Origin of the sequence: Aurantiacibacter spongiae, from assembly GCF_003815535.1 — a bacterium.
GTDB lineage: Bacteria > Pseudomonadota > Alphaproteobacteria > Sphingomonadales > Sphingomonadaceae > Alteraurantiacibacter > Alteraurantiacibacter spongiae.
In genome coordinates, this window is the sequence record NZ_RPFZ01000001.1 from 532,988 (window position 1) to 545,977 (window position 12,990).

Genomic DNA, 12,990 nt, shown 5'->3' on the forward strand with positions numbered 1-12,990 from the left:
ACAGCCGATTTGGCGCGAGGGCGAAGGTGTGACGCTTTCCTACAGGCGGCGGGGCGTGCACCGCGTCTCACGGAATGGCGCCGTCGCTGGCGGGCCGGAGGGGGGGTTTGCCGCCTTGGACCGTGTAACACCTGTCACACCTTGCCGCGGACCTTGCACGCGGGCGGCGCGATTGCCCATTGCCGCCGCAACGGCGCGTCTGCCATAGCTGCGCGTCATGCACGGGGGCGAAGCCATCTCACCGATCATGAGCGACGCGCTCGTGATCCTTGGCGCGGCGGGGATCGTCATCCCGCTCTTCGCCCGCTTCCGGGTGACGCCGATCATCGGCTTCATCCTGGTCGGTCTGCTGGTCGGGCCCTACGGGCTGGGGCGCATGGTATTCGAGTACGAATGGCTGGCCCACGTCACCATCACCGATCCCGACCGGCTGGAACCCTTCGCCGAATTCGGCATCATCCTGCTGCTGTTCGCCATCGGCCTCGAACTCAGCTTCAACCGGTTGTGGCAGTTGCGCCGGCTGGTGTTCGGCCTGGGCGCGCTGGAACTGCTCATCATCGGCGCGCTGCTGGCCGCGTTCATGTCCATGCTGGGTCAGTACTGGACGGGTGCGCTCGCCTTGGGGCTGGCGCTCGCCTTCTCCTCGACCGCGCTGGTGTTGCCGATCTCGGGCACGGAAACCCCGGTGGGGCGCGCGGCGCTGTCGATGCTGCTGTTCGAGGACATCATGATCGTGCCGATCATCTTCATGCTCGGTGCGCTCGCCCCCTACGCGGGAGCCGAAGGCCTTGCGGGCCTGGTGGAAACGGTCTGGCAAGGTCTGCTGGTAGTCCTGGTGATGATGATCGCGGGCCGGCTCCTGCTACCCCGCCTGTTCGCCCAGGCTGCCCGCACCAAGAGCCCCGAGTTGTTCCTCGCTGCCAGCCTGCTGGTCGTGATCGGTGCCAGCCTGGCCACCGCCTTTGTCGGCCTGTCGCCCATCGTCGGGGCACTCATCGCCGGGCTGCTGATCGCGGAAACCGAATACCATACGGAGGTCGAGGGGATCATGGAGCCGTTCAAGGGCCTGGCCCTCGGCATCTTCCTTATCACCGTCGGCATGGGCATCGACCTCGCCGTGATCTACGACAACCTTTTCACCATCGCTATCGCCGTCGTCGGCGTCCTGCTTCTGAAAGCCGTCGTCACGGGCACACTGCTTCGCCTGATGGGCGCACGCAGCGGCACCGCGACCGAAACCGGCATCCTCATGGCAAGTCCTTCGGAAACGACGTTGATCGTCCTGGCGGCAGCCACCAATGCGCTGCTGATTCAACCGGGCACGGCGCAGTTCTGGCAGATCGTCACGGCTATCGGCCTTACCATCACCCCGTTGCTGGCGCTGCTCGGGAGGCTGGTCGCGCGCCGGGTGGAGCCCGCCCCGACGCTCGACGCCGGCCATGATCCCGGGACGCAACGTGTCATCGTCGTCGGTTTCGGCCGGGTCGGGCGCGTGGTCGCGCAGATGCTGAAGGCTCATGATCTGCCCTATGTCGGGATTGACGCCGACAGCGACCTCATCGAGGGCGCTCGCCGCGAGGGCTACTATGCGGTCTTCGGCAATGCCATGCGCTCCGATGCTCTCGACAAGCTGGGTATCGAACACGCTTCGGCCGTCATCCTGACGATGGACGAGCACGTTTTCGCCCAGCGTCTCGTACGCAAGTTGCGCGCCAGCTATCCCGACCTCCCGATTATCGCCCGTGCGCGCGACAGCGACCATGCCGCGCAACTTTATCGTAGCGGTGCGAGCACGGCCGTTCCGGAAACGCTCGAGAGCTCGTTGCAACTGTCCGAAGCAGCGCTGGTCGATCTCGGTATCGCGATGGGTCCGGTAATCGCATCCATTCACGAAAAGCGGGACCAATTTCGTGATCAGATCCGCGAGCAGGGCGCGCTCGCCGACAAACCAAAACTGCGCACGTCGACGGTGAATGGCTGAATTGTCTCGGATATTTCGTTGCTCTCGCCCGTTGGTCAGGGGAAAAGGAGAAACCGCATGAGCGAGAAGACAGACCCTACCAAGCCGATCGAGAACGACGAGAAGTTCAGGCCCAAGAATGTTGCTGCGGACGACGAACACGGACGCGCCACCCGCAACATGCATGACGTGCCGCGTGGCAGTGAAGGCGATCGCCGTCGCAATTCGAGCAACCGCGTCTGAACGCGCGGACCCGAACGAGTTGAGTGAGGGGAGGCTTCGGCCTCCCCTTTTTGTTAGACGGTTACTCCCGCCATGATGTCCCGAACGGCAGCGATCGCGTCCGCTGCCCTCTCGCCCTCCGGGCCGCCACCCTGCGCCATGTCCGGTCGGCCGCCTCCGCCCTTTCCTCCCAAGGCAGCAACGCCGGCGCGGACGAGATCGACGGCGTCGAACCGGGTTGTCAGATCTTCGGTCACGCCAACGGCGAACGCGGCCTTGCCGTCGTTAACGGCGCAGATCGCGGCGACGCCCGAACCCAGGCGCGTCTTCGCCTCGTCGAGCAATCCGCGCAGTTCCTTCGGGTCCAATCCTTCGAGAACCTGGCCCGAAAAGGCCACACCGGACACGTTCTCTTCCGCCTCCGGGGCCGCCCCACGTCCGCCGCCCAGGGCCAGTTGCTTCTTCACGTCCGCGAGTTCGCGTTCGAGGCGCTTACGCTCTTCAACGAGCGCGGCGACCCTTTCTTCTACCTCGTCGGGAGCGGTCTTCAGCTTGGCTGCGACCGATTTCAACGCTTCTTCGCGTGTAACGAGCCATTCGCGCGCAGCCTCCCCCGTCAGGGCTTCGATCCGGCGCACGCCGCTCGAGACTGCGCTTTCGGAAACTATGCGGAACACACCGATGTCACCCGTTGCCTCCACGTGGGTTCCGCCGCAAAGTTCAACCGAGTAGGTTCGACCGGACCCCTCCCAATTAGGCCTGCCGATCGACAAGACTCGCACCTCTTCGCCATACTTCTCGCCAAACAATGCCATCGCGCCAGCTTCGATGGCCTCATCGGGACTCATAAGGCGAGTTACGACATTCTCGTTCTCGCGAATTTCGGCGTTCACCTCCGCTTCGATGGCGGCGATCTGCGTTGGGGTCAGGGGCTTTGGATGCGAGAAATCGAACCGAAAGCGGTCCTCGGCAACCAGCGACCCCTTCTGCGTGACGTGATCGCCCAACTGGTTACGCAGGGCCGCATGAAGAAGGTGCGTCGCCGAATGGTTTGCCCGGACACGATCCCGGCGTTCGGCATCGACCTCGAGATGCACGGTCTCTCCGGTAGCGATCGTACCCGATCGGATCGTCCCATGATGAGCATGAAGCCGCCCGAGCGGTTTTGAGGTGTCGGTCACGGCGATATCGAGCCTGCCATCCCCGCTGATTCGACCGGCATCCCCGGCCTGCCCGCCGCTCTCACCATAGAATGGCGTTTGGTTGGTCAGCACGATCACGTCCTGCCCGGAATCCGCGCGCGAAACTTCCTTACCATCCACGATCAGTGCGACCACGCGCCCCTCGCCCTCGACGGAATTGTAGCCGGTGAACTCGGTGGCTCCCTCCCGTTCGGCAATATCGAACCAGATTTCCTGATCGGCCGCAGCGCCCGATCCCTTCCAGGCGGCGCGAGCCGCGGCCTTCTGTTCGGCCATCGCCACGTCAAAGCCGGCACGCTCCACACTCACGCCGCGCGAACGAAGTGCATCTTCGGTCAGATCGTAGGGAAATCCATAAGTGTCGTAGAGCCGGAACGCCGTCTCCCCGGGCAGACTGTCGCCCGGTTCCAGGCCGGATGCTTCCTCTTCGAGCAGGCGCAAGCCTTTATCAAGCGTCTGCCTGAAGCGTGTCTCCTCGCGCTCCAGAACTTCGGTCACAAGCGCCTGCGCCCGCTGCAATTCCGGGTAAGCATGCCCCATTTCTTCGACCAGCGTAGGGACGAGCCGGTGCATCAGCGGCTTCTCCGCTCCAAGCAGATGGGCATGGCGCATGGCGCGGCGCATGATACGCCGAAGGACATAGCCGCGCCCCTCATTGGAGGGGAGGACACCGTCGGCCAGCAGAAAACTCGTTGAGCGCAGATGATCGGCAATCACGCGATGGCTGGCGATCGTTGTCTCGGTCGCGGGCGTACCGACAAGTTCTTCGCTCGATTCGATCAGAGTACGAAAAGTGTCTGTATCGAACACGTTGCGCTTGCCCTGCATGACCGATGCGATACGCTCCAGCCCCATGCCCGTATCGATACTGGGTCGAGGCAGGTCGCCGGTAATGGTATCGGCTTCCTGCACGTGCTGCATGAAAACCAGATTCCAAATCTCGACGAAGCGATCGCCGTCTTCCTCGGGAGAACCGGGTGGCCCCCCTGCGACATCGGGGCCGTAATCGTAGAAGATTTCAGAGCTCGGTCCGCACGGTCCGTCCGCCCCCATCGCCCAGAAATTGTCCTTGGTCGCGATGCGTATGATGCGCTCGTCGGGGAGACCGGCAACGCGCCTCCACAAATCGTAGGCTTCGTCGTCCGTATGATAGACCGTCGCGGTAAGGCGATCGGGGTCGAGACCGAACTCCTTTGTTACCATCGTCCAGGCAAGCTCGATGGCCCGTTCCTTGAAATAATCACCGAAACTGAAATTGCCGAGCATTTCGAAGAACGTCAGGTGACGTGCGGTGTATCCCACATTGTCGAGATCGTTGTGCTTTCCGCCCGCGCGCACGCATTTCTGACTGCTCGCCGCCCGGGGAGCGGGAGGCGTCTCGAACCCGGTGAACACGTTCTTGAAGGGCACCATGCCCGCATTCACGAACATCAGCGACGGATCGTTGTAAGGGACGAGCGGAGCCGACGGCACGACGGTATGCTCGTTCTCGCCAAAGAAGTCGAGGAAGGCGCGGCGGATGTCGTTGGTCGATTGCATGTCAGGCGAAATAGGGCGGACGGCAAGCTGCGACAAGCCGGTTACGCATGTGTGACGTCATGCGAGCGCGGTAGCGGTGACCAGCCAGGTCGATGCCGGGAGCGAAACGATATCCCCTCGGCAACTGCGTTCGGCCAGATTGCGCAGGCGCTCGGTCAGTCGGTCTCGCGCAAGGCCGTCGAGACTGGCGGTGGCAGAGGCGACCGGACCGATGTTCAGGAAGTAGGCAACCGCCTCGTCCACCGCGTTTTCGCCTGCGCCCGCGATCATCGGAAAGTCAAACCTGTCGAATACGGGATCACCCCAGCCCGCCGCGCCCAATATGCGCTCGACATGAGCACGATCGGCGAAGGCAAAAGGGCCAGGTGCGCCCGGGGCGGGGGGCTCCGGGGCTTGGGGCAGCTGGCGGGCGGGTTCGGTGAAGAAGGGGTTGTCGGAGCGCTCGCGAAAGCAGGAAAACAGCAGCCTGGCGCGCGGCGCGGCGTGGCCCGCCAGGTTGGCGAAGGCGGCAACGGAATCCTCGAAGAACATGACGCCGTGACGCGACGTGAGGAACGAGGGAGATTGGTGCGGCCGGGGGGTCCACTGAGCGGCATCGCCCTCCATGAAGCGAACGTTCGAGCGGTTCGTGCCGCGCCGGCGAGCGACGGCGAGCAGGTCGGGCGAGACGTCGACGCCGGTGACGCAGGCGTCGGGACGATTGCGCGCGAGCGCGAGCGTCAGTTCGCCCGCCCCGCAGCCGATGTCGAGGGCATGGGCGAAGTCGAGACCGCGCGTGGCGGCGAGCAGACGGTCGGTCAGTTGTCCGAAGGCCCGGTCCGTCCGCCGCCATTGTTCGGCCCATGTCCGGCCGACCCGGCCCCGCCATTCGCTCGCTTCAGTCACCCCAGCCCCCTTCCCGGCCCGTGGTCCGGTCTTGGACGCATGGGGGGCCAAGCGCAATCACGAAGGAGCCGGCGCTCGCCGCGTCGGCTCCTTGCGGGAAAGGTGTGACAGGTGTGACAGTGTCCCGGAGGGGAAAACCGCCGCCCCGCCCGCCGGGGGATCAGCCTTCCGGATCCGCGTCCGGGCCGGCCATCATCTCCTCGGCGACCTCGTCGGTCTTGCCCCGGATCGCGGCTTCCAGCTTTTCGCAGACTTCGGGATTTTCCTTGAGGTAGGTCTTGGCGTTTTCGCGGCCCTGGCCGATGCGGATGCTGTCGTAACTGAACCACGACCCCGACTTCTCCACGATGCCGGCCTTCACGCCCAGATCGAGGATCTCGCCGATCTTGGAGATGCCCTCGCCATACATGATGTCGAACTCGACCTGCTTGAACGGCGGGGCGACCTTGTTCTTGACCACTTTCACCCGGGTCGAGTTGCCGATCACCTCGTCGCGGTCCTTGATCTGGCCGGTGCGACGGATGTCGAGGCGAACCGACGCATAGAACTTCAGCGCGTTGCCGCCCGTCGTCGTTTCCGGATTACCGTACATCACGCCGATCTTCATGCGCAGCTGGTTGATGAAGATGACCATGCACTTGGAGCGGTTGATCGAACCGGTCAGCTTGCGCAGCGACTGGCTCATCAGCCGGGCCTGAAGGCCGACATGGCTGTCGCCCATCTCGCCCTCTATCTCGGCCCGGGGAACGAGCGCCGCCACCGAATCGACCACCAGCACGTCGATCGCGTTGGAACGCACCAGCGTATCGGTGATCTCCAGCGCCTGTTCGCCGGTATCGGGCTGCGACACGATCAGTTCGTCGATATCGACGCCAAGCTTCTTCGCATAGACGGGATCGAGCGCGTGCTCGGCATCGACGAAGGCGACGGTGCCGCCCTGCTTCTGCGCCTCGGCCAGCACGTGCAGCGCCAGCGTCGTCTTGCCCGAGCTTTCCGGCCCGTACACCTCGATCACGCGGCCCTTGGGCAGCCCGCCCACGCCCAGCGCGATGTCGAGGCCCAGCGACCCGGTGGAGATCGCCTCCACGTTCATCGCTTCCTTCTGGCCCAGCTTCATCGCCGAGCCCTTTCCGAACGCACGGTCGATCTGCGAGAGCGCGGCGTCCAGCGCCTTCTGACGGTCCACGGTGTTTTCCTTTTCGACGATCTTCAACTGCGCTGCCATGACACGGCCTCCGTCACTAGGCTAGGGTTCAATCGGGATTTCCAACAGCCACCATGTACCCACTTTGTTCCATGAGAACAAGAGAGGAACATAATTATTTCGCGAATACGGCTCAGTCCGCGATCGCGCGCGCCGTCCAGCGCAATTCGCGCGAGCCGTTGGCAGGCACGCGGACGCTGGAGACGCGTTCACCGTTGCGCAGCCGCGCGTCGATCCCGTCGAATTCGTAGACTGCAGGCGATCCCAGGAGCAGTCGCACGTCGACGGGACGGGGATTGGCGTTCGTCAGCACGGCGCGCATGGCCACGGGTTCGCCCGGCCTTTCGCGTGGATCGAAGCCGTCGAAGGTGAAGCACCCGGCGAAAACCTGTCCGCTCGCGCCGAGCGCCAGTTCGACATCCTGCCCCGCGGCGTAGTCGCGGATGTTCTCCTCGGCGACCAGCAGTTCCCCGGCCTCGCCGCGTTCGAAGACGGCGACGGTTCCCGTCGGCAGGGCGACGCCGAGCCCGTGATCCTCGTCGTTCACGGTCTCGATCTGCAGTGCCGCCGGACGCGGATCACCTTTGCTTCCGTATGCCGGATAGCAGGCCGCCTCGTAGGTCAGTTCGCCCTCGATATCCTCCTCGCGCAGGAACGCGACCTGCTTCAGCCCCTTGGCGTTCACATCCACCGCCATCGGTACACGGTAGAGCTTGAGGTCGCCGAGGTTCTCCTCGCTCGCGACCTGGGCGGGCGGCGGGGGCGGCGGCGGGGGGGGGGGGGGGGGCGGCGGCGCCATTGCCATTTCGTAGGAATCCGCGGAAACTCGCGACCCCGTCACCACTATGGCGCGGCTTTGCAGGTTGTCATCGAAGGTGGGAACCGGAGAGCCGGTCGCGGTGCTGCCCAGCGGATAGCAGGTCAGCCGCAGGGGCGCCGCCGCCGGGGGGGATGCCAGCCGGCGGAAATCGCTGACCACGTTGAGCCGCCCGGCCACCGCCATCAGTTCCGCATCGGGAAAGCTCTGACCGTTATCGTTGAGAATCGTGAGCCAGCTGACGAGATCGAAGCGCAGATCGTCCTGGTCACCGCCGTCCAGCACCGTCGCGACATAGCTCGCTTCCCAGTCGAAACCCCACGAGAGGTAGGACAGCGTGACGGTGTAGGTTCCGCCGGCCGGATCGCGAGTGTCGATGGAATAGATCGGCTGGGCGGAAAGTCCGTCTGGCACGCTGTCGAATGTCAGGCGCTCGGGCAGGCCGGAGCAGCGCACCGCCTCGTATCCGGCTTCGGTCTCCAGCACCAGACCGCCATCGGCGCGCGTGCGCACGATGGCGTCCTCGCTCCTCGCCTTGCCGGTCCCGGGATTGGTGCGGGTGATGGTGACGCGGTTGCCCAGCGTTCCGTCGACCAGCGCGGCGGGGCTGAGAAGGTCGGCATTGCGGTTCTTCTCGATCGTGCCGCCCGGCAGGCCGGTGACGATGGCGCTGACCGCGATCATGCCCTCTGCCACGCCCTCGAACCGGATGCGCGATGCGCCCGGCGGCAGGGTGACGGTACGTGTTTCCGAAATCATCGCGAAGCCGCGCGGGAAGCGGGTGTCGAGTTCCTGCCCGACGCGCCGATCCGGATCGCGGTAGACGGTAACGGCGATGTCGCTGGGGGCGGACGCCTCGACAATGGCGCGATCCTGCGCGGCGGCGGGCGCGGCAAATGCCGCGATGGCGGCAACGGCCAGAACGAAGGTGCCGCCCCTTCGCGCGGAAGCCTGCCCGCCCCCGGCCCCGGCCCTGGCCCTGGCCCTGGCCCCGTGCAGGGGCGGATGGGAAGTTCTCGAGCGCGTCACCGCCCGTCCCCTCAGTACCGCGTCTCGTAGGTAACGCGCACCACGCGCTCGCCATTGGCGGGCACGGTGACACGGTAGAGCCGGCGGTCCCAGTTGATCTGCTCGCCCGGCACATCCTCCGCCGTCACGCGGTAATCGCGGGCGTAGGCGCCATCGTCGAGGCCGGTCTGGTAGAGGTTGACCGTCACCGGTTCGGGCTTGGCGTTGGTGAAGGTATAACGCATGGTGGTACGGTAGAGATCGTCGTCCTCCTCCACCTCGATCACGCGCGTTTGCTCCCCGTTCACCGTCACGCGGTAGCGGGCCGTGCTGCGCCATTCGTCGGTCGAGATCTGTTCGCGGTTCTCCACCTCGGCCTTCATGAACACGTCGAAGGCGTCGCCGGTGACGAGCGAAAGGGTGCTGCCCATCGGCGTGTGACCGATCGTGTTTTCGCCGATATACTGCGGATTGCCCTGCCGGTCACGCTGGTAGAAGCGCACCGTTCCGGCCGGCAGCGCATCGCCCAATCCGCCCTCGCGGCTGGACGAGAAGCTGACGGCACTGGCGGCGGGGCGGAAATCGTCGTCGGAAACGAAGTCGCTGGTCTCGATCGAGTAAGTCCTCTCGGCCGGAACGCCCTGCGTGTCGAGAAAGCTGACCTGCTTGGTCTGCGCGTTGGCAATCGTCGTCGGCGCGTCCAGCGGATAGAGATAGAAGTCGGCCAGCCGCTCCCGGTCCGCGGTCTGCGTGCCCGGGCGGACCATACCGGTTCCCGGCGGTGGCGGCGCAGGGGGGTATCCGCGGCCGTTGTAGCCGCCGCCGTTTCCGCGGTCCGTATTGCCGGCGACGAGCAGCGTATCGGCGTCGTGAAACGTGGTGCCGGTGGTGTTGGTCAGCGTGACCCAGCCCTGCATGTCGACCGTGCCGGTCGTATCGTCGAACAGCGCGACGTAATCCGCCGTCCAGCCCAGGCCGGGTGTCAGGTAGCGCAGCGAGGCGGGCCGCAGGCCCGAGCGGTTGCTGTCGAGCGTGACGGACAGTGTGGGCCGGGCGCGCAGATTGGGCGGCACCTCGTCGAACACGACGCGCACCGGCAGGCCGTCATCGCGCAGCACCTCGATCCGGTCGCCGATGCGCAGAACCACGCCCCCGGCGGTGGAGAGCACCTCGGCCTGCTCGCGGGTTTCGGCGCCCGTGGCGGGGTTGGTGCGGATCAGGGTGACGGTCTCGCCGATGGCCTTTTCCATCAGCTTTTGCGGGGTCAGCAGGTCGAAGTCGAAATTCTGCTCGACGATCGCGGTGCCATCGGCGTTGAAGCTGAGCGTGGCGGGCCGGATCTGGGCGGAGACGTCGGGAAACTCGATCCGCGTGCGGCCCGCCGGGATGTCGATGCGCCGCACGTCCTGCACCAGCGCGGCACCGTCCTGGTAGATGGTGACGGCAAGGTCGCCCTGGGCGCTGCGCGCCGGCGTCGGGTCGGACGGATCGCCTTCCTGCGCGAACGCCGGCGAGGTGGCCAGGCAAAGCAGCGCGAGGCCGGCGGTTGCGATACGTGCGGTCATTCGAAAATCCCCCTGATTCCCTCGATCCATGTAATCTTGTGTCGCATGGCTTTCCCCCCGATGAACGCCCTTCCCTAGGCGTCCACCCTGCTACGGTGCGCGGCGCGCAGCACCGCCTCCACCTTCTCGCCGATCTGCTTCACGCTGAACGGCTTGGCAATGAAATGCATGTTGTCGATGTCGATTTCACCGCGCAACTGTTCCTCGGCATAGCCCGACATGAACAGGACCGGCGTGTCCGGCGACCGTTTGCGGATCTCGCGGGCCATGGCCGGGCCGTCCATGCTCGGCATGACGACGTCGGTGACGACGAGATCGAACTGGCCGCCCTGCTGCACCAGGTCCAGCCCCTCGTCCCCGTCGCTGGCCGTGACCACGCCGTAGCCAGCCCGGGTCAGCGCGCGTTCGGCCACGGCGCGGACCATGTCCTCGTCCTCCACCAGCAGGATGGTCCCCCCGCCCGACCATTCGCGCGCGCTTTCTTCGGGCAGGCTGCCGGCGCGGGCGGCCTCTTCCTCGGTCACGTGATGCACGGGCAGGTAGACGGTGAAGCGCGCGCCCTTGACGCCGCCATCGGCGGCCTTGGCGTTGCTGGCGAAGATGAACCCGCCCGACTGCTTGACGATGCCGTAGACGGTCGACAGGCCGAGGCCGGTGCCCTTGCCCTGTTCCTTGGTGGTGAAGAACGGTTCGAACAGCTTGCCGATGATGTCGGGCCTGATCCCGCCGCCGGTATCCTCGGCCACCAGCACGGTGTAGTCGCCCGCCGGGATGATCTCGGAACCCATGCGGCGGATGTCCTTCGCCTCGACCCGGCGGGTGGTGAAGGCCAGCGTGCCGGCCGCCCCCTCGCCCCCGCCGCTCGCCTGGATCGCATCGCGGGCGTTGACGGCGAGGTTGATGATGACCTGCTCCAGCTGCCGCGGATCCGCACGCACCGGCCCGAGATTGCGGTCGTGCCGCGTGGTGAGCGTGATCTTGGCGCCGAGCAGCCGCTTCAGCAATTGCGACACCTCGGACAGGATATCGGGCAGCTGGATGGTCTCGGGCTGGAGGGTCTGCTGCCGGCTGAACGCGAGAAGCTGACGCGTCAGGCTGGCGGCGCGGTTGGAATTGGCGCGAATCTGCTGAATGTCGTCGTAATCGCTGTCGCCCGGCGTGTGGCGCAGCAGCATGAGGTCGCAATAGCCGATGATGGCGGTCAGCACGTTGTTGAAATCATGCGCCACGCCGCCCGCCAGTTGCCCGACCGCCTGCATCTTGGTGGCCTGCGCCACCTGCCGCTTGAGCCGCGCCTCCTCGGTCGTGTCGGCGAGGCTGAGCAGTACCGCCGCGTCCCCCAGTCCGCGCACCCCGGCAAGGCCCATGCTCACCGGTTCGTCGGGATCGCCGGTCAGGCGCACGGCGATGTCCCCGCTCGAGGACGGCCCCTGCCCGTAGCGGCGCACGGCATCGGACATCGCCGTCTTGTCGCGGGGAACGACAAGATCGCTGGGGTAGGGCGGCAGCTCGCGCGAATCCAGCCCGGCGGCGCGGCGGAAGGCGGGATTGGCGAACAGGAAATGGCCGTCCCGGTCGGTTGCGGCGAGACCCAGCGGCAGGCGTTCCAGCAGCGCTTCGAGCTGCGCCGCCTGGCCCTTGCTCTCGCCGCCCCAGCCCCCCAGACCGATCCCGCTGTCGATCAGCAGCATCAGCGACGGCGCGTCCGCTTCCGTCCGGTCGGACGACGCATCGGACCCGGCCTCGTCGGGGTCGGTCAGGGGAATCTGCAACAGCGTCTGCGGCGATCCCTTGCTGCCCTCCCGCGCGAAATAGATGCGCTCCCGGTCGTCGGAGCGCAGCAGGCGCACGAATTCCTGGCCGGCGAGGCTCGCATTCTCGTCCCCCAGCCCGCGCCGGGCGAGCGAGGGATTCGCGGCGCGAACCAGGCCATCGGGGCTGACCAGCGCGACCGAGATACCCGCAGCCCCGAGAACGCGCCCGAACAGGCCGGTGATGTGCTTGCCGATGCCCGCCATCGGTTCGTGCCGGACGACCGGAGCGAAGCGCCAGACGAGGTAATCGTCGCCGCGCCCGGCGCGCACGACCTCGGCGGTCCAGCTCTTGTCCTCGTCCGCGATGCCGACCGGCCCGTCCCCGTGGCCGTCGCGCCAGGCGGTTCGCGCGGCGCGCGCCAGCGCGTCGGCGCTCTGCCCATCCACCGGCAGGCCGGGCGGCGCATTGCTCGATCCGAACCACAATTCGAAGGTGGCGTTGGCGCAGACCAGCCGGTTTGCCCGGTCGGTGACGGCAACGGCGAGCCCCGGCTGCTCGATCGCCGCAACGGTCACGGACCAGTCGGGCGTGTCGGCCCTCGTGGCGGGAACGGGAGCGGGGCGCGCGCGGGCGGACATGAACGCGATGAAGCCCAGGACCGTAAGTCCCCCGGCATAGGCGAGCGTAACGGTGGTATCGCCGGTCGCGAACTGGATCAGCGTGATGCTGGCAAGCACCGCCGCCGCGACCGCCAGCACATCGACCAGCCTGCGCGATTCCTCGGATCGTTCCAGATTCATCGCGCCCCGCCCCCCGAACGGCGCCAATCCCGG

8 protein-coding genes are annotated in these 12,990 nt (G+C 66.2%); 2 read left to right on the forward strand and 6 right to left on the reverse strand.

Annotated features, from left to right (window positions below; genetic code table 11):
* The first annotated feature begins 217 nt into the window (after positions 1-217).
* Positions 218-1,981 carry a cation:proton antiporter domain-containing protein gene (locus EG799_RS02730; RefSeq protein ID WP_123878341.1) on the forward strand — a complete coding sequence of 588 codons (1,764 nt, stop codon included), beginning with the start codon at positions 218-220 and terminating at the stop codon, positions 1,979-1,981.
* Positions 1,982-2,038: 57 nt separating this feature from the next.
* Complete coding sequence (locus EG799_RS13945) at positions 2,039-2,203, forward strand: hypothetical protein (RefSeq protein ID WP_158610998.1); 165 nt, start codon at positions 2,039-2,041, stop codon at positions 2,201-2,203.
* Between the two features lie 53 nt (positions 2,204-2,256).
* On the opposite strand, the gene alaS is transcribed toward EG799_RS13945, so the two are convergent.
* The 6 genes from alaS to EG799_RS02760 form a co-directional block, all read right to left on the reverse strand.
* On the reverse strand, positions 2,257-4,923 hold the full coding sequence (gene alaS, locus EG799_RS02735; protein WP_123878343.1) for an alanine--tRNA ligase: 2,667 nt from the start codon (positions 4,921-4,923) through the stop codon (positions 2,257-2,259).
* Positions 4,924-4,980: 57 nt separating this feature from the next.
* Positions 4,981-5,808, reverse strand: coding sequence for a class I SAM-dependent methyltransferase (locus EG799_RS02740; protein WP_123878345.1), 828 nt, complete (start codon positions 5,806-5,808; stop codon positions 4,981-4,983).
* 160 nt (positions 5,809-5,968) lie between these two features.
* Positions 5,969-7,033 (reverse strand): recombinase RecA, encoded by a 1,065-nt coding sequence (gene recA / locus EG799_RS02745; RefSeq protein WP_123878347.1) that lies wholly within the window; start codon positions 7,031-7,033, stop codon positions 5,969-5,971.
* A 112-nt stretch (positions 7,034-7,145) separates the two neighbouring features.
* Positions 7,146-8,858: a DUF4139 domain-containing protein gene (locus EG799_RS02750; protein ID WP_123878349.1), complete on the reverse strand. Its 1,713-nt coding sequence runs from the start codon at positions 8,856-8,858 to the stop codon at positions 7,146-7,148.
* 11 nt (positions 8,859-8,869) lie between these two features.
* A complete protein-coding gene (locus EG799_RS02755; protein ID WP_123878351.1) occupies positions 8,870-10,402 on the reverse strand; it encodes a DUF4139 domain-containing protein in 1,533 nt (510 codons plus the stop codon).
* Positions 10,403-10,476: 74 nt separating this feature from the next.
* On the reverse strand, positions 10,477-12,957 hold the full coding sequence (locus EG799_RS02760; RefSeq protein ID WP_123878353.1) for a hybrid sensor histidine kinase/response regulator: 2,481 nt from the start codon (positions 12,955-12,957) through the stop codon (positions 10,477-10,479).
* Positions 12,958-12,990 lie beyond the last annotated feature (33 nt).